This window comes from Dactylosporangium sp. NPDC048998 (assembly GCF_043197855.1).
In the GTDB taxonomy this organism is placed as follows: Bacteria; Actinomycetota; Actinomycetes; order Mycobacteriales; family Micromonosporaceae; genus Dactylosporangium.
In genome coordinates, this window is sequence record NZ_JBICTV010000017.1 from 87,638 (window position 1) to 104,595 (window position 16,958).

Annotated in this window: 14 protein-coding genes; 10 read left to right on the top strand and 4 right to left on the bottom strand. The window is 75.9% G+C overall.

Features of this window, described 5'->3' with window-relative positions:
• Window positions 1-34: 34 nt before the first annotated feature.
• Window positions 35-1,168 (bottom strand): flavin-containing monooxygenase, encoded by a 1,134-nt coding sequence (locus ACGFI8_RS30720; protein WP_392810225.1) that lies wholly within the window; start codon window positions 1,166-1,168, stop codon window positions 35-37.
• Window positions 1,169-1,175: 7 nt separating this feature from the next.
• Complete coding sequence (locus ACGFI8_RS30725; protein WP_392810226.1) at window positions 1,176-1,373, bottom strand: heavy-metal-associated domain-containing protein; 198 nt, start codon at window positions 1,371-1,373, stop codon at window positions 1,176-1,178.
• Between the two features lie 211 nt (window positions 1,374-1,584).
• Between ACGFI8_RS30725 and ACGFI8_RS30730 the strand changes: the two genes are divergently transcribed.
• Together ACGFI8_RS30730 and ACGFI8_RS30735 are read left to right on the top strand one after the other, a co-directional pair.
• Window positions 1,585-4,854, top strand: a complete 3,270-nt coding sequence (locus ACGFI8_RS30730) for a heavy metal translocating P-type ATPase (RefSeq protein ID WP_392810228.1) — start codon at window positions 1,585-1,587, stop codon at window positions 4,852-4,854.
• Between the two features lie 127 nt (window positions 4,855-4,981).
• Window positions 4,982-8,425, top strand: a complete 3,444-nt coding sequence (locus ACGFI8_RS30735) for an AAA family ATPase (protein ID WP_392810229.1) — start codon at window positions 4,982-4,984, stop codon at window positions 8,423-8,425.
• Window positions 8,426-8,440: 15 nt separating this feature from the next.
• Here the strand turns inward: ACGFI8_RS30735 and ACGFI8_RS30740 are convergent, their stop codons facing one another.
• The gene (locus ACGFI8_RS30740) at window positions 8,441-9,160 is read right to left on the bottom strand and encodes a hemerythrin domain-containing protein (RefSeq protein ID WP_392810231.1); all 720 of its coding nucleotides are present in this window, start codon (window positions 9,158-9,160) and stop codon (window positions 8,441-8,443) included.
• 143 nt (window positions 9,161-9,303) lie between these two features.
• On the opposite strand from ACGFI8_RS30740, the gene ACGFI8_RS30745 reads away from it, so the two are divergent.
• Genes ACGFI8_RS30745 through ACGFI8_RS30765 form a run of 5 tightly spaced genes read left to right on the top strand, consistent with a single transcriptional unit; the run spans window position 9,304 to window position 13,895 of the window.
• A complete protein-coding gene (locus ACGFI8_RS30745) occupies window positions 9,304-9,780 on the top strand; it encodes a DUF6220 domain-containing protein (protein ID WP_392810232.1) in 477 nt (158 codons plus the stop codon).
• Window positions 9,777-11,615, top strand: a complete 1,839-nt coding sequence (locus ACGFI8_RS30750) for a multicopper oxidase family protein (protein ID WP_392810234.1) — start codon at window positions 9,777-9,779, stop codon at window positions 11,613-11,615. The genes ACGFI8_RS30745 and ACGFI8_RS30750 overlap by 4 nt, the downstream gene beginning before the upstream one ends.
• A gap of 27 nt (window positions 11,616-11,642) precedes the next feature.
• The gene (locus ACGFI8_RS30755; protein ID WP_392810236.1) at window positions 11,643-12,542 is read left to right on the top strand and encodes an SDR family oxidoreductase; all 900 of its coding nucleotides are present in this window, start codon (window positions 11,643-11,645) and stop codon (window positions 12,540-12,542) included.
• A 14-nt stretch (window positions 12,543-12,556) separates the two neighbouring features.
• Entirely contained in the window at window positions 12,557-13,036 is a 480-nt protein-coding gene (locus tag ACGFI8_RS30760; protein ID WP_392810238.1) for a hypothetical protein, read from the top strand.
• A 46-nt stretch (window positions 13,037-13,082) separates the two neighbouring features.
• Complete coding sequence (locus tag ACGFI8_RS30765) at window positions 13,083-13,895, top strand: alpha/beta fold hydrolase (protein ID WP_392810240.1); 813 nt, start codon at window positions 13,083-13,085, stop codon at window positions 13,893-13,895.
• Between the two features lie 14 nt (window positions 13,896-13,909).
• Here ACGFI8_RS30765 and ACGFI8_RS30770 read toward each other — a convergent pair whose 3' ends face one another.
• Window positions 13,910-14,482 (bottom strand): hemerythrin domain-containing protein, encoded by a 573-nt coding sequence (locus ACGFI8_RS30770; RefSeq protein WP_392810242.1) that lies wholly within the window; start codon window positions 14,480-14,482, stop codon window positions 13,910-13,912.
• Window positions 14,483-14,532: 50 nt separating this feature from the next.
• Between ACGFI8_RS30770 and ACGFI8_RS30775 the strand changes: the two genes are divergently transcribed.
• From ACGFI8_RS30775 to ACGFI8_RS30785, 3 genes are read left to right on the top strand one after another with little or no spacing between them, the layout of a single operon-like run.
• Window positions 14,533-15,276 carry a helix-turn-helix transcriptional regulator gene (locus ACGFI8_RS30775; RefSeq protein WP_392810245.1) on the top strand — a complete coding sequence of 248 codons (744 nt, stop codon included), beginning with the start codon at window positions 14,533-14,535 and terminating at the stop codon, window positions 15,274-15,276.
• Window positions 15,273-15,749, top strand: coding sequence for a hypothetical protein (locus ACGFI8_RS30780; RefSeq protein WP_392810246.1), 477 nt, complete (start codon window positions 15,273-15,275; stop codon window positions 15,747-15,749). The genes ACGFI8_RS30775 and ACGFI8_RS30780 overlap by 4 nt, the downstream gene beginning before the upstream one ends.
• Complete coding sequence (locus tag ACGFI8_RS30785) at window positions 15,746-16,957, top strand: hypothetical protein (protein WP_392810247.1); 1,212 nt, start codon at window positions 15,746-15,748, stop codon at window positions 16,955-16,957. The genes ACGFI8_RS30780 and ACGFI8_RS30785 overlap by 4 nt, the downstream gene beginning before the upstream one ends.
• The last annotated feature ends 1 nt before the right edge of the window (window position 16,958 follow it).

Here is a 16,958-nt window from a genome sequence, read left to right on the forward strand (position 1 = left end):
TGGAGGTTCCGGCCATGCTACCGGCCGTGCGAGCTCACCCGACCTGGGCCGATGCCCTCGTGGCCGCCCTCGGCGCGTCGGCGAGCAGGCGTCCGGCCAGGTCCGCCGCGTCGCGGCCGACCCAGCCGAGCACGGCCGAGCCCCGGGTGCGCTGCCACGGCAGCCCGAGGAAGTACAGGCCGGGCCAGGCGGTCTCGCCCTGCCGGTGGACCGGCGCGCCGGACGCGTCCAGCACGGGCACTCGCAGCCACGGGTAGTGCGGCCGGAAGCCGGTCGCCCAGACCACGGCGTCGACGCGCCGCCGCGTTCCGCCGGCCAGGAGCAGGTCCCGCCCGTCCGCACCGGTCACCCGGTCCAGCCGCTCCACCCGCCGCAGCAAGCCGCGCACGTCGGTACCGATGATCGGGTTTTGTGCCCGCAGGCGCCGGCCGATCCGGCTGTCGGGGCCCACGCCCATGGTCCCCAGGCGGGAGAACCACCAGAAGACGTCCCGGCCGAGCCATCGCTGCGGCAGCACCGGGCCGAGCGTGGGGGCCGACAGCGCCACCCGGCGCCCGTCGGCGGCCAGCTCCTCGGCGATCTGCACGCCGGTGTTGCCGGCGCCCACCACGACGACGTCATCGCCGGCGAGCTGCGCAGGGTTGCGGTACCGGCTGCTGTGCACCTGGACGACGGACGGGGACAGCCGGTCGGCGAACCGCGGGGTCTGCGGGGTGTGGAACGCGCCCGCGGCCACGACGACGCGGCGGGCCGTGTACCGCTCGCCCGGGGTCTCGACGACGAAGACGCCGGGCCCAGCCGGAGCCGGATGAACAGCCGGAGCGTCGGCCGGACGCACCGACGTCACCGGGCTGTCCAGGCGTACCGGCAGGCCGAAGCGTGCGGCGTAGTCCTCCAGGTAGTCGGCGACCTGGTCCTTCGTCGGGTGCGCGTCGGGATGGCCGGGGAACGGCAGTCCGGGCAGCCCGTTGTACCGGTTGGGCGTGAACAGCGTCAGCGAGTCCCAGCGCCGCCGCCAGGAGTCCCCGACGCGGCCGTTGGCGTCGAGGACGGCGCAGCGCACGCCGGCGCGGTGCAGGTAGTGGGCGAGCGCGAGCCCGGCCTGCCCGCCGCCGACGATCGCGGTGTCGAGCTCAGTGCCGAGTTCACTGCCCGGTTCGGTGAGCACGGCGGCCTCACACCGTCTCGTAGCCGGCGTCGTCGATCGCCGCCCGCACCGCGTCCGGGTCGGCGTCGCCGGTCGTGCGGACGGTCTTCGCGGCCACGTCGACATGGACGGCGGTCACGCCGGGCACCCGCCCGACGGACGCGGTGATCGCGGTGACGCAGTGCTCGCAGGTGATGCCGGGCACGGCGAGCAGGATCTCGTTCACGGGATCGCTCCTTCCTCACGGCGGGCCGCCCGATGCGGCCCGCTGCTGTGCCACAGCCTGTGTGCCGCCGCTGTCCGGCCCCTGTCCGCGCGCCGTCCGTGCCGCGCGGGGCGGCGCGGCGGGGACAGCGGACCGGCACCGCGCGGACAGCGGCGCCGGGCACGGTCGGCGCACCGGCCCGGTTCGCGGGCCCGCTGACGAGGAGCACCAGATGGCGACATCGACAGCCGCCTCCTGCACGCTGGAGATCGGCGGCATGACCTGCGCGTCGTGCGTGGGGCGGGTGGAGAAGGCACTGCGGAAGGTCGACGGCGTCGACGCGGCCGAGGTCAACCTGGCCACCGAGACCGCCGCGATCACCTTCGACCCGGCCCGCGTCACGATCGAGACGCTCACCGCCGCCGTGGGCCGGGCCGGCTACGCCGCCGCACCCCGCTCGGCGCCGCAGGCCTCGCCGGCCGCAGGGGCCGGCGCGGCCCCGGCCCCCACCCCAGCGGCCGACGGGGAGGACCGGCGAGATCGAGAGCTGCGCCGGCTCAAGTGGACGTGGCTGACCACGCTCGCGGTCGGCCTCGTGATGATGGTCCTGATGTACGTGCCGCTGCCCGTCGACGCGATGGACTGGCTCATGCCGCTGCTGCTCGTCGTCGCCACGGTCGTGCAGGTGCAGGCCGCCCGGCCCTTCTACCGGGCGGCGTGGGCGGCGGCCCGGCACGGCGCGGTCAACATGAACACCCTCGTCGCCCTCGGCACCACGGTGGCCTACGCCTACAGCGCGTTCGTCACCCTCTGGCCGGCCCTGGCCGAACGGTGGGGACTGCCCCTGCACGTGTACTTCGAGATCTCCGTCGTCGTCACCGCGCTCGTGCTCGCCGGGAGGTGGCTCGAGGCCCGCGCCAAGCGGCAGACCGCGGCGGCGATCAAGGCCCTCGTCGGGCTGCAACCCCGCACGGCCCGGGTCGTGCGCGGCGACGACGAGGTCGAGGTCCGCGTCGAGGAGGTGGCCGTCGGCGACCTGATCCGGGTCCGGCCCGGCGAGCAGGTCCCGGTCGACGGCGTCGTCGCCGACGGCGGCACGACCGTCGACGAAAGCATGATCACCGGCGAGAGCCTGCCGGTGGCGAAGGCCGCCGGTGACACCCTCATCGGCGCCACCGTCAACCGCACCGGCGCCGTCGTCATGCGCGCCACGGCGGTCGGCCGGGACACCACCCTGGCCCAGATCGTGCGCCTGGTGGAGGACGCGCAGGCCGGCAAGGCGCCGATGCAGCGCCTCGTCGACACCGTGGCGAGCTGGTTCGTGCCCGCCGTGATCGGCATCGCGGCCCTCACCTTCGGCATCTGGGCGCTGGCCGGTCCCGAGCCGGGCCGGCTCACCCTCGGCATCGGCACCGCGATCGCCGTGCTGATCATCGCCTGCCCCTGCGCCCTCGGCCTGGCCACCCCCACCGCGATCATGGTCGGCACCGGCAAGGCGGCCGAGCTGGGCATCCTCATCTCCGGCGGCGACGCGCTCGAGCAGGCCCGCCGCGTCACGACCGTCGTGCTCGACAAGACCGGCACCATCACCCGCGGCCGTCCCGCCGTCACCACCGTCACCGCGCTGCCCGGCACGACCGCGGATGAACTGCTCGCGCTCGCCGCCGCCGCCGAGACGGGCTCCGAGCACCCGGTCGGCGAGGCGATCGTCGCCCACGCCCGCGAACAGGGCGTCGCGGTGCCGCCGGCCGCGGCGTTCGAGGCCCTGCCGGGCTACGGCATCCGGGCCGGCGCCGGTGGCCGCGACGTCCTCATTGGCAACGCCGCTCTCATGGCGCGCCACGACGTGCCCGTCGCGCCGCTGGTCGCGGCCGCGGACGACGTCGCCGACGCCGGCGGGACCGCGGTGTACGTCGCGCTCGACGGACGGCTGCGGGGCCTGATCGGCGTGTCCGACACCGTCAAGCCCGGCTCCCGCGACGCCGTCGAGCAGCTGCGCGCCCTCGGACTGCAGGTGTGGATGCTGACCGGCGACAACCGCCGCACCGCCGAGGTCGTCGCCGGGCAGGTCGGCATCGACCGGGTCATCGCCGACGTGCGCCCCGCCGACAAGGCCGCCCACATCGCCGCTCTGCAGGAGCGCGGCGCCGTCGTCGCGATGGTCGGCGATGGCATCAACGACGCGCCCGCCCTGGCGACGGCCGACCTCGGCATCGCCATCGGCACCGGCACCGACGTGGCCATCGCCGCCTCCGACATCACCCTGGTCGGCGGCGACCTGCGCGGCATCGTCTCCGCGATCGCGCTGTCCCGGCGCACCGTCGCCACCATCAAGCAGGGCCTGGGCTGGGCGTTCGGCTACAACGTGCTGCTGATCCCGGTCGCCGCCGGCGTGCTGTACCCGATCCACGGCATCCTGCTCGATCCCGCGCTCGCCGCCGCCGCGATGGCGATGAGCTCGGTCAGCGTGGTCACCAACGCGCTGCGGCTGCGCCGGTTCCGGCGCCCGGACACCGCCGCGGACCTGCGACCGCGGTGGGGTGCCAGGATCGCCGACCTGGCGTACCTGACCGGCGTCGCGGCCCTGGCCGTCGTCGTGGGCGCGGGGCTGACCGGCCTGAGCCGCACCGACGCCGCCCGCCGCGGCATGAACGGCGTCCTCGCCTGGACCCAGGGCACCGGCATGCCGATGCGCCCCTCGATGAGCGTCATGATGGGCGCCGACATCGCGCCCCGGCCCGCCGACGACGCCGGCCTGAAGGTCGCGCTGCAGGTCCCGGGCGACGTCACGCCCGGGCGGCCCACGACGATCCGGATCCTGGTGACCGACGCGTCGACCGGTCGCCCCGTCGACGACATCGGCCGCAGCCACGAGGCCTGGATGCACTTCATCGTCACCCGCGCCGACCTCGGCACCTTCGCCCACGTCCACCCGCAGCCCACCGGGCGCACCGGCGAGTTCACGGTCGGCCTGACGTTCCCCACCGCGGGCCGGTACCTGATCCACACCGAATTCCGCCGCACGGGCGAGATGGGCGACGTGGTCGACCGCCACGAGATCGTGGTCGGCGACCCGGGCGCCACGCCCCGCGCCGATGCCGCCCGCTCACCGCGCGACCAGATCGTGGACGGCGTCCAGGTGATCCTCGCCGGTACCGCGAGGGTCGGCGCCCCGAGCCGCTTCACCTACTGGTTCGCCGACGTGGCCACCGGCGAGCCCATCACCGACCTGCGCCCCTACCTGGCCGCCGCCGGTCACGTGGTCGTCATGCCGCTGGACGGCAGCGGCTTCGCCCACGAGCACGCCGAGGCCGAGGACGACCGGGGACGGCCCGTGTTCGCGCTGCCCGGCCAGACGTTCGGGCCCGACCTGCAACTGCACGTGACCTTCCCGCGACCGGGTCTGTACCGGATGTGGGGCCAGTTCCGCACGGCCGCCGGTACGGTCATCACCACGACGTTCACCGTGGAGGCGAAGCCGGAGGCCGGGGAGCCGTCCTGAGCCCGTCCTCCCAGGGCCGGTCGGATGCCGACCGGCCCGGCGCAGGCCCTGGCCGGCCGATCGTCGCGGTGACAATCTGTCGCAACGCCGACCGGGCGGGCCCGGCCACCGCCCGTATCCTCGACGGATGCGCGTGGCGGTGCTGGGCCCGGTCGAGGTCCTCGACGACGGCGTCCCCGTGGACGCGGGCACACCGAAGCAGCGCGCCATCCTCGCCGCCCTGGTGCTGCACCGGCCGCGGGCGGTCGCCGTCGACGCGCTGGTCGACCTCGTCTGGGGCGACGACCCGCCGCCGTCGCCGCTGAGCTCGCTGCACGGGTACGTCTCCGGCCTGCGCCGCGTCGTCGAGCCCCGGCGGGCGGCGCGCGAGCGCGCGTCGGTGCTGGTGACCGTGCCGCCGGGGTATGCGCTGCGGCTGAGCGACGAGGACGTGGACGCGACCCGGTTCGCCGCGGCCGTGGACGCCGTGCACCGGCGGCTCGCGCTCGCCGACGCCTCGGGGCTTCCGGCGGTACCGGCCGGCGTCGCCCCCGCGGAGCTGGCGGCCATGGCGCACCGGCTGGGGGAGGCGCTCATGCTCTGGCGCGGCACGCCGTTCCAGGAGCTCGAAGAGGCCGACGCCGCGGTCGCCGAGCGCGCCCGCCTGGCCGAGCTGCGGCTGGTCGCGACCGAGGACCTCGCGCTGATCCGGCTGGAGCTCGGCGAGCACGCGACCGTCGCCGCTGAGCTGACGGGGCGTGCGCAGCGTTACCCGCTGCGGGAGCGGCTGTGGGCGCTGCGCGCGCTCGCCCAGGCCCGCGCGGGCCGGCAGGCCGACGCGCTGGCGTCGCTGCAGACGATCCGGCACACGCTCGGCGAGCAGCTGGGCGTGGACCCGGGACCGGTGCTGCGGGCTGTGGAGCTCGCGGTACTCAAGCAGGACCCGGCGGCGGTCCGCGGGGCCCGGCCGGTGCCCGCCCCTGCCCCGCCCACACCCGCGCCGTCCGCCGGCGGCGGGGCGGGGCCGGCCGGCGCCGTCGTCACCGGCGATCCGCGCACCTGGCCGCTCGTCGACCGGGACGCCGAGCTGGCCGCGCTGCTCGAGCTGCTCGGCCCGGTCCGCTCGGGCCGCACCGAGCTGGCGTTGCTCGTCGGCGAGCCGGGCATCGGCAAGTCCCGGCTCGTGGCGGAGCTCGCCCGGCGCGCCGCCGACGACGGCTTCGCCGTGCTCGTGGGGCGCTGCTCCGAGGACGAGGGCGCGCCGCCCTTCTGGCCCTGGGCGAGCGCGCTGCGCGACCTGTCCGGCGTGCTCGGCAACGGCGTGCTGCGCGAGCTTGCCGGCGCCGACGCGGACCGGCTCGCGGGGCTGCTGCCCGCCGGGCCCGGCCGGGATCGGGCCGCGGCGGTGCCGGAGGCGGCCGACGGGTCCTCGGCCGACGCGGAGCGGTTCCGCATCTCGGATGCCTTCGCCCGGCTGCTCGCCGCCGCGGCCGAGCGCCGCCCGCTGCTCGTCGTGCTCGACGACCTGCACTGGGCCGACCTGTCCTCGCTGCGGCTGCTGCACCACCTCGCCGACCATCTCACCGGCGCGCCGGTGCTGCTCGTCGCGACCCGGCGGGCCCACCCCGAGCCGGCCGGTGTGCTGGCCGACGTCGTCGCCGCGCTCGGCCGGCGCCATGCGCTGCGCCTCGACCTGCCGGGCCTGTCCCCCGTCGGCGTCGCCGAACTGGCCCGGGCGGTGACGGGTGAGGCCGCGCCGGCCCAGCGGGCGGCGTCGCTGCGGGAGCGCACCGACGGCAACCCGTTCTTCCTCGTCGAGCTGCTGCGCCTGCGCGGCGGCGCCGACATCCCGGCGGCGGTCACCGACGTCGTCGCCCGGCGAGTGGCCCGGCTGCCCGATCCGACCCAGCACCTGCTGCGGGCCGCGGCGGTGATCGGCCGGCAGTACGACCTCGACCTCCTCGCGGCCGTCACCGGCCACGACGCCGACACGGTGCTCGACGACCTCGACCCGGCCGTCGCCGCCGGCGTGGTGCTGGAGGAGGAGACGGCGCCGGGCCGGTTCCGGTTCGCGCACGCGCTGGTCCGCGACGTCGTGTACCAGGCGGAGAGCGCGGCGCGCCGGGCACGCCGCCACGCCGGCGTCGCGGCGGCGCTGCGGGACGAGGGCGATGAGCGGCTCTCCGAGGCGGCCCGGCACTGGCTCGCCGCCGGGCCCGCCCACGCCGGGGCCGCGTGGCGGGCCGCCGCCCGGGCCGCCGCCCGGGCGCGTGCCGTCCACGGCTACGAGGAGGCCGCCGCGCTGCTCGCGGCGGCCAGGGCGGCGCAGGCACAGGACCGGTCCTGTACCGCAGTTGAGCGGTACGACCTGCTGATGGCCCACGCCGCGGCGGGCCAGTGGATCGGTGACCGCGTCACGCAACTCGACGCGCTGGACCTGGCCTGCCGTGCGGCCGAGGAGCTCGGCGACGTTCACCGGCTCGCCCGGGCCGCGATCGGCTCCGCGGACGGCTCGGTGTGGACCATCCGGGACCGGACCGTGGTCCACGCACCCGCGGTCGCGGCGCTGCGCCGGGTGTTGCGGGAGCTGCCCGCCGGGGACAGCGACCTGCGCTGCCGGGCGCTGCTGACGCTGGCGGGCGAGCTGCATTACGCCGACGCGCCGCGGGAACGCGACGCGCTGGCCGAGGAGGGGCTGGCCATGGCCCGGCGGATCGGCGATCCGCAGCTGCTGGCCTGGGCGGCGGCGACCGCCTTCGTGGCCACCTGGCAGACGGCCAACGCCGAGCAGCGGTGGAGCCGGATCGACGAGGCGCTGCGGCTGACCGAGGGGCCGGCCGGCGGCGACGCCGCCCGCACGCACCTGCTCACGTTCCGGGCGATCGCCGGGCAGGAGACGGGTCGCGTCGAGGCGATGTGGCACGACGTCGCCGAGGCCCGGGCCGGTGCGCAGCGGCTGCGCCTGGCGTACCCACTGGTGGTCCTGAACGGCATGGAGCTGCCGTGGCGGGTCATGCAGGACCGTTCCGCCGAGGTCGAGGAGCTGCTCGCGGAGTCGGCCGCCCTGTCCGCGAGCACCGCGCTGCCCGCCCGGGAGTTGTTCGTCGTCTCGTCCCTCTTCGCGAAGATGTGGCAGGGGCGGGCGGGCGAGTTCCTGCCGATCGCCCGCGCGATGTACGACGCGGAGCCGGCGATGGCCATCACCGTCTATCTGCTGACCCTCGTTCGCAGCGGCGAGCACGACACGGTCGCGGCGGTGCTGGACCGCGACGGATGGGTGCCGGACGGCACGTCCTGGGCCGCCACCTTCGACCTGGCCATCGGCGCGCACGCCGCCTACGCGGCGCGGCGGCCCCGGTTCGCCGCCCAGGTGTACGAGCTGCTGGCACCGCACGCGGGCCGGCCCGCCACGGCGGGGTCCGGCGGCGCGCTCGGGCCCGTCGACGCGTACCTCGCGCTCGCCGCGGCGGCGGCCGGCGAGCGGGACCTGGCCGCCCGCCACGCCGACGACGCGGCCGGGCTCGCCGCCGCGTGGGACGTGCCCGTGATGGCCCGGTGGCTGGCCGAGCTCCGGGCCGACGGCGGCTTCTGACGGGCGGCCGGCGGCTCAGCCGGCGTAGCGGAACGCGCGGCGCTCCCGGCGAGCGAACGGCCGGCGCAACACCAGCCGCCACAGCACGCGCACGGGGGCCGCCCCGCCGAGCAGGCGAGCGGCGGCCGGCTCCGGCAGGTCGTGCAGCACCCACGCGACGAGCGCGGCGACCTCGCGCGGGGTCTTGGCCCGCTCGAAGTACACCTTGGAGATCCGCTCCCACTCGGCGGGCGGGAGGTGCCGCTGTATCAGGGCCAGCGCGTCGCGCTCCTCGTGGGCTAGGTGGCGGCCGAGCCGTTCCCGGGCCGCCACCACGCGCACCTCCAGCGCCGCCCGCGCGTCCGGATCGGGCGTGGCCGCCATCCGGTCCATTCCCTCGGCGACCGAGGCGAGCAGCGGATCGATGTCGTGGTGCTCGGCCGCCATGGCGTCGAGCACGGCCGCGCCCGCCGCGTCGGCCGAGGAGCGCAGGGCCGGCCACAACCCCTCGTCCTCGCCCGTGTGGTGGTCGTGCAGGACGTGGCGGAACAGGCTCCAGCGGCGGGCCAGGGCGCGCCACGCGGCCTGGTCCTCGACCGGCGTGTGGATCGCCGCGGCGGCGAAGCGGTCCAGATCCCGGCGGAATGCCCAATGCATGACAAACATGCCGGTCAGGTCGTTGGGGCCGTCGGGTGCGGCGGCCTGGCCGGGCAGGTTGATCTGGCCGGCGGTCGGTGCGTTGGCACTACGAGTCATGCCCGCACCCTGCACGCCCGCGCTTGGCGCGGAATGGGAGCCGACTGGGGGCGCGCGCCGTACCGGGGCCAAGCGCTCTTCCAGGGCCCGGTCGCAGTGTGACGGCACCGCAAGTCGGTACCCCTTCAGACAGGAGCACGGTAGTGCGCAAAGTTTATCTGGGCATGAGCGGCGTGGTGCTGCTCGCGGTGCTGGCCCAGTTCTATTTCGCCGCGTTCGGCGCGTTCTCCATCCCGCGCGATCATGCGTCCTTCGAGATGCACTCCGTCAACGGCATGATCGTGATCCCCCTCGCCTCGCTGCTGACCACCGCCGTCGCCGCGATCGCCCGGGTGCCGGGCCGGCTGATCGGTCTCGCGGCCGTCCCGTTCGGCCTGGTGGTCGTGCAGATCCTGATCTTCGTGGTGGTCCACCTGGTGACCGAGATGACCATGGAGCAGAGCACCCCTGGCGCCCAGTGGATCCTCGGCTTCCACGCCCTCAACGGCCTCGCCGTGGTGTCCGTCGCCGTGCTCGGCGTGGTGCGGGCCCGCCGGTTCGTGCGGGCGGCGTCCGCCGGGTCCGGTTCCCGCCCGACCGCCGTCACCGCGCCGGCCGAGCCGAGCGGGGTGACGGTGTGACCGCCCGGCTCATCGACGTGGAGGTGCTCGCCGCGACCCTGTCGGCGGCGGCCTGGCTCGGCGCGGCGTGGTGCGCCGCGGCTCGGCGGCACCGCGCGGCCGTACTGCTGGTCACGGCCGCCGTGCTGGCCATGCTCGCGAGGTTCGGCCTCGTGGCGGCGATCGCCCGGGCCGGTTGGTGGTTCGTCCAGGAGAAGGTGTCGGTGGCGCTGCCGCTGGCCGCGGTCACCGCCGCGGCGGCCGGCGCGGCGGTGGTCGTGGCCCGGCGGTTGACGCCGGTGGCGCTGGCCGTCGCCGGCTACGCTGCGGCCGTCGGGCCCGTCCTGACCCTGCTCGCCGGCTACCCGGCCGGCTGGGGTACCGGGCTGGTCGCGGCCGGTGCGGTGGCGCTCGCCGGGATGGTCACCTGGCGGGCCGCGGGGAACCGCTCCCGGCGGGCGCCGTTCGCCTGGCTGTTCGCGCTGGCGCCGGTCGTCCTGGGCGTGGCCATCGCCGTCCCGGCGCCCGTGTCCGCGGCGCCGGAGGACGGGCACGGGGTGGCGGTGACCTCCCTGCGGGGCCCGGATCCGGCGGCCGCGGCGGCGTCCGGCATCCCGGTCCGCCGGTTCACGCTCACCGCCCGTACCGCCACCATCACCCTCTCCTCCGGGCAGCGCTTCCAGGCGTGGACGTTCGACGGGCGGGCGCCGGGGCCGGCCCTCGAGGTGACGCAGGGCGACCTCGTCGTGGTGACGCTGCGCAACGCCGACATCGCCGCTGGGGTCACGCTGCACTGGCACGGCTACGACGTGCCGGTCGGCGAGGACGGGGTCGCCGGCATGACCCAGGACGCGGTACGCCCGGGCGAGGCGTTCGAGTACCGCTTTCGCGCCGACCGGGTGGGCACGTACTGGTACCACACCCACGAGGCGTCCGACCGCGCCGTCCGGCTGGGCCTGTACGGCACGCTTGTCGTCCGCCCGCGCGACGCCGCCGCCGGGGCCGACCTCACGCTGCCGCTGCACACGTTCGGCACCGCCCTCGCCGTCGGCGACCGCGACCAGCCCACCACGCACGTGGTGGCGCCGGGCACGCCGGTCCGGCTGCGGGTGGTCAACACCGACGACGGCCCGCACCGGCTCGCGCTGACCGGCGCGCCGTTCCGGCTGGCGGCCGTCGACGGCACCGACCTCAACGAGCCCGGCGTCGTGGACCGGGTGGCGCTGCGGCTGCCCGCCGGCGCCCGCGCCGACCTGCTGGTGACGGCCGGCCCGGCGCCGGTGACGCTGCTGGTGGACGGCGGCCGCGCCACCGTCCGGCTCGCGCCCGCCGCGGACGCTGCGGCACCGGCGCCGGTCGACACCGCGGCCTGGCCGACGCTGGACCAGACCCGCTACGGCGCGCCCGCGGCGACCCCGTTCGGCCCGGACAGCCACTTCGACAAGCGGTTCACGATGGTGCTCGACCGCGGGGTGTCCATGGTGGACGGCCTGCCGAAGTACGCGTTCACCGTCAACGGGCGCGCGTACCCGAACGTCGCGACGCAGACGGTGCGCACCGGGGACCTCGTCCACCTGACGGTCGTCAACCGCAGCCGGGACACGCACCCGATGCACCTGCACGGCCATCACGTGCTGGCACTGCGGTACAACGGCCGCCCCTTCACCGGAAGTCCACTGTGGATGGACACGTTCGACGTGCAGCCGGGCGAGGTGTGGGAGGTCGCGCTGCGGGCCGACAACCCGGGCGTCTGGATGAACCACTGCCACAACCTCAAACACGCCGCGAAGGGCATGGTCGTGCACCTCGCCTACGAGGGCTACGCGGCGCCCTCCCACCACGTCCACGGCGCCTGACGGCGCCACAGCAGACAGGAAGAGAAGATGACGGTACTGGTCACCGGCGCGACGGGAAGCATCGGCCGGGAGGTGACGGCGGCGCTGCTGGCCCGCGGCGCCGACGTGCGGGCGCTCGTGCGGGGCCCCGAACGGGCCCGGCTGCTGCCGCCGGACGCAAAGCCGGTCGTCGCCGACCTGCGGGATGCGGCGTCCGTCGAGGCCGCACTGGCAGGCGCCACGGCCGCGCTGTACGTTTCGCCGCACGATCCGGACGAGGAGCGGATGGCCGCCACGTTCGTGGCCGCCTGCGAGCGGCTCGGCGTGCGGCTGGTCTTCGCCGGCGTCCACGTCAGTGGGTACAACGTCGTGGTGCGCTGGTTCCTGCGGAAGCTGATCGGCCTCGGCCTGCCGCACTACCGCGGGAAGCTGCGCATCGGGCACCGCATCAGCCGGTCGAAGGCCAGGCCGGTGCTGTTCGGGGTGACGAACTACTACCAGAACGACGAGCTGATCCGCGCCGACATCCTGGCGGGCCGGTACGGCCTGCCGGCCAACGGCGCGGGCGTGAACCGGATCGACCTGCGTGACGTCGGCGAGGTGGTGGCCCGGGCGATGACCGACCCGGCCTTCCCGTCCGGCGCATACGCGCTGGCCGGCCCGGAGTCGGTCAGCGGCGCCCGGGCGGCGCAGGTCTGGAGCGAGGTCCTCGGCCGGCCGGTGCGCTACGAGGGCGACCGCCCGGACTGGCCTGACGTGCTCGCCCGGAGCCTGAGCGGGCCGAAGCTCGCCGACTTCCAGCGCTCGTACGCCTTCGTCGCCAAGCGCAGCATGCCGACGTCGGCCCGCGACGTGGCGACGACCACCCGCCTGCTCGGCCGTCCGCCGCGGCGCTATGAGACGTACGTGCGGGACATGGCCGAGCGGTGGGGCCGAGCCGCCGCTTGACCTCGGCGCTACGTATGGCATTCGGCCTCTACGATCGGTCTGTGGCGGATGGCGGTGACGACTTCTCGTGGCGGCGGGCCCTGTTCTGGCTGACGATCGTTCTGGTGCTCGGCACGGGCGCGATGCTGTTCCTCGACTGGATCTTCAACTGGATCTGGCCGTCCAGTCACCATATGCGTTCGTCGAGCGTGTGGCTGGCCACGCCGAGCGTGATCCTCAGCGTCTTCGGTGGCGCACGGCGGCCGCTGGCGTGGCTGCTGGTGCTGGCCGTGTCGACGTTCGCGACGGTGCTGTTGGCGGGGGCCGTGAACGAGCTCCGCGATCTGCAACAGGCGCCGGTATGGATGTTCCACGGCGCCTGGGCCTGCGCGGCCTGGATCGGCGGCGTCGCCGCCATGGGCGTGGGCAGGGCGCTGCCGCGTCGCGACCGTGCGACACCGGCCAGCCAGGCGGACAATGGCAGCCCGGAGACCAGCGACTCGACGGACGGGTGACCGGCGACGCGGGTCTGTGCACCGCGGTGCCCGACGGGGAGGCGATATGGATCTTGTGTTGCCGGACGGCCGGGTCCTGGGCTGGGCGGAGTATGGCGATCCGGCGGGGCCGCCGGTGGTGTTCCTGCACGGCACGCCGGGCTCCCGGCTCAGCCGCCCGGACGACACGGCCCTGGCGGGCTTCCGCCTGATCACCGTGGACCGGCCCGGGTACGGCCGGTCCACGCCTGCCCGGCGGCCGACGCTGCTCGGCGTCGCCGACGACGTCGGTACGCTGATGCGATCCCTGGAGATCGAGCGCTTCGGCGTAATCGGGTTCTCCGGCGGCGCGCCGTACGCCGTGGCGTGTGGGGCCCGGTTCCCGCATCGCCTTACCGGCGTGGTCGCCGCCGGTTTCACCGGCCCGGATCGGGAACTGCGCACGCTGCGTGGCCGGGAGCGGCTGCAGGCGTGGGCGCTGCGGAGCGTTCCGGGGCTCGGGCGCCGCTACGTGACCCGCGCCGCCGCGTGGTACGCCGAGGATCCGCTCAAGCAGCACCGGCAACTGCTCGCCGCGGGCCGGGACGCCTGGATGCGGCCGCACGAGGAGTCCTACCGCGAAGGCGCCAGCCAGGGCGCGGCCGGCCTGGTCGGCGACTGGCTCGCCACCGACATCCACCCGTGGGGGTTCGGCCTGCGCGGCGTGCCCTGCCGCGTCCTCGTCTGGGCCGGTCGGCACGACCCCGGCCGGGCTGTTCCCGATGCGCCACTGATCGCCGCACGGATGCCCGACGCCACGATTCGCATCGGCGAGGACGCGGCCCACACGCCGTCACCCGCACACTGGCAAGCGATGCTGACGTGGGTGACGGGAGGCTGAGAACCGATGGCCGCTCAGCTCGCCGGGCTGCCGGCTTGATCACCGCCGCAACCGCAACCCCCGCAGCCGCAGCCGCCGGCCGGCTGCGCGGCGCCGACGGATTCCGGGCCGGGGAGGCCGAGGAGGTCGTGCATGCCCGCGAGGATGCCGGCCAGGGACACGCCGGGCGCGGCGACCAGCAGCGGCAGTACGAGATCGTTCTCCTTGGCCAGGTGGACGGCGAACAGCGCGCTCAGCGCGCGGCCGGCCGCGGCGGCGCGCACCGGCGAACCCGTGGCGGCCAGTTCCCCGATCAGCGCGGTCAGCGCACGGTGCTCGCCGAGCATGCCGTCGACCAGCAGGCGACCCTCCGGCTCGGCGGCGGCCGCCGGGTAGAGCGCCCGCTCCTCCGCCAGGGCGTGCGGGACGATCTCGCGCCGCAGGTGACCCAGTAGGTCCTGGCGGGCCTCCTCGGCCGTATACGGGTCATCGTCGTCGACCAGGCGCAGCAGCGCCTCCACCCGCTGGTCGAGCTCGGCGGCGAGCTGGGCGTGATGGCGTCTGACCGCCTGCGCGGCGGTCTCGTCCGCGGTTTCCGGATGTGACATGGAGCCCTCCACTAGTTTTGCTGGCGATTACCGTTGTAACGTTATATCCCGTGACAACGGTAGGGCGTGGGCCATCCAGTGAGGTACCCGACACCGCCCGGCATCGGGCGCTGTCGGCGGTCAGCCGGGTCCGGATGCTGGACCTGGTCCGCCGCGCGGACGAGGGCATGACCGCGGCGGAGGTCGCCGACGCGACCGGGCTGCACCCCAGCACCGTGCGCGCCCACCTGGACCAGCTCGTCGAGTCCGGGCTGCTGACCCGACAGCGCCGCGGCGACGGCTCCCCGGGCCGGCCCGCCTGGCGCTATCAGGCCGCCACCCAGCCCGACACCGGGGAAGCGCAGTCACCGGCGGCCCGGCCGTACCGGGATCTGGCCGCCGCGCTGATCGGGCACCTCGCCCGCGACGCCGACGACCCGCACGCCGCCGGGGTGCGCGCCGGGCGGGACTGGGGCCGGGCCCTCGCCGCGCCCCTCACGGCCGCCCGGGCCGGGGACGCGGCCCGGCCCACCCCCGTCGACGGACTGGTCCGGGTCCTGGACGGGCTCGGCTTCACCCCGCAGGTCGTCGACCGGCCGGCCCCGGGCTCCGCGGTGGTACACCTGCGATCCTGCCCGTTCCTGGACCTCGCCCTGGCCAACCCGGACGTGGTGTGCGGGGTGCACCACGGCGTCATCGGCGGCGCGCTGGGCGCGCTGGGCGCCTCCGGCGCGGACACCGAGCTGGAGCCGTTCGCCGTGCCCGGCGCCTGCGTGGTCCGCCTGCGCAGCGGCGGCGAGCGGCCGGATCGGTGAGCAGCCGGCACGCCGTCCCGGTCGGATGGCGATTGCCGCTGCTCGTCACCGGGGGAGTGGGGCTGCTCGGCGGCCTGTACGCCGCCCTGATCCTGCTCGACCTGCCGCTGCCGGACCGCTCGGGCGCGGCCGGCGTCGGTGCCGTGCACGGGCCGGTGATGGTCTTCGGATTCGTCGGCACCCTGGTCGCTCTGGAACGCGCCGTCGCCCTCGGCGCCCGGTGGGGGCTGCTCGCCCCGGCCTGTTCCGGGCTGGGCGCGCTGCTCCTGCTGGTCGCCGGGCCGGGGCCGGCCGCGCGGCTGGGTCTGGGGGACTGGGCCGGGCTGGTCCCGGTCTGGCGATGGGCCGGCGTGGTCAACGAGGTCTCCGTGGCCGGGTTCGTGGTCTGCGCCGCCGCGCTCGCGCTGCGCGCCCGCCGGCCCCGGCGCGCGGTGCCGCACGCCCGGGCCGCCGAGACGGCGGCAGGGCGGTGAGCGCGACCGCCGAACGGGCGTCATCGGGCCGGGCCGGTTGGCACCGGCGGGCCGGCCTGCTGCCGCTGGCGTACCTGGCCGGGATGGTGGCCGTCGGTCTGGCCCACCCGTTCGTGCCGCAGGGCCGGTGGCTGCTGGTGCACCTGCTGCTCCTGGGCGCCGTCACCAACGCCGTCCTGGTCTGGGGAGCGCATTTCGCCGCGGCGATCCTGCGTACCGCGGCGCCGCCGGACCGCCGTGGCGAGGCCGCCCGCCTGGTGATGCTCAACGCCGGCGTGCTCGGCGTGCTGGCCGGCGGCAGCGCGGGCCCGGCATGGCTGGGCGTGGCCGCCGCCGCGCTCGTGTTCGCCGCGATCGGTGCCCATCTGTGGGATCTCGCCGTCCGGTTACGGCGGGCCTTGCCGGCCCGGTTCGCGGTCACGGTGCACTACTACCTCGCCGCCTGCGTCGCGGTGCTGGCCGGCATCCCGGCCGGGGCGTGGATGCTGCTGGCCGACGACGATCGGCGGCCGAGGCTGCTGCTGTTCCACGCGCACGTCAACCTGCTCGGCTTCGTCACCCTCACCGTGCTGGGCACCCTCCTGACGCTGTGGCCGACCGTGCTGCGCACCCGCATGCACCACGGTGCCGCCTCGGCCACCGGCAAGGCGCTGCCGCTGGGCCTGGCCGGCCTCGCCTGCCTCGGCGTGGGCACCCTCGCCTGGTGGCCGGTCCTCGCCGCGGCCGGACTGGCGCTGTTCGCCGCCGCAGCTGTCCTGGTCGCGTTGCCCGCCGCCGCGACGGCCCGGCAGCGCCCGCCGGCGTCCTTCGCCACCTGGTCCATCGCCGCCGGCCTGTGCTGGCTGCCGGTCGCCCTCGCCTGGGACGCCGTCGCGCTGCTCACCGCGCACAGCGCGGCAACCGCCGCCGACCGATTCGACACCGTCCTGCTGCCGCTCGGCGGCGGGTTCGTGGCGCAGGTCCTGCTCGGCGCGCTGTCCTACCTGCTGCCGATGGCCCTCGGCGGCGGGCCCGGGCCGGTCCGTGAACGCACCGCCCGCATGGACGCGCACTGGCCGCAGCGGCTCACCATGACCAACCTCGCGCTCGCCGTCTACCTCCTGCCCGTCCCGCCGTTCGTGCGGATCACCACCTCCGTGCTGCTGCTCGCCGCGCTGCTGCAGTTCCTGCTGCCGGCGGCGCGCATCCTGCTGTCCCGAGCGAGGTAGC

Excerpts from the sequence above, each read along its gene's own strand:
- ACGFI8_RS30730 (WP_392810228.1), top strand. The coding sequence starts at position 1,585 with ATGGCGACATCGACAGCCGCCTCCTGCACGCTGGAGATCGGCGGCATG.
- ACGFI8_RS30735 (WP_392810229.1), top strand. The coding sequence starts at position 4,982 with ATGCGCGTGGCGGTGCTGGGCCCGGTCGAGGTCCTCGACGACGGCGTC.
- ACGFI8_RS30740 (WP_392810231.1), bottom strand. The coding sequence starts at position 9,160 with ATGACTCGTAGTGCCAACGCACCGACCGCCGGCCAGATCAACCTGCCC.
- ACGFI8_RS30755 (WP_392810236.1), top strand. The coding sequence starts at position 11,643 with ATGACGGTACTGGTCACCGGCGCGACGGGAAGCATCGGCCGGGAGGTG.
- ACGFI8_RS30760 (WP_392810238.1), top strand. The coding sequence starts at position 12,557 with ATGGCATTCGGCCTCTACGATCGGTCTGTGGCGGATGGCGGTGACGAC.
- ACGFI8_RS30765 (WP_392810240.1), top strand. The coding sequence starts at position 13,083 with ATGGATCTTGTGTTGCCGGACGGCCGGGTCCTGGGCTGGGCGGAGTAT.
- ACGFI8_RS30770 (WP_392810242.1), bottom strand. The coding sequence starts at position 14,482 with ATGTCACATCCGGAAACCGCGGACGAGACCGCCGCGCAGGCGGTCAGA.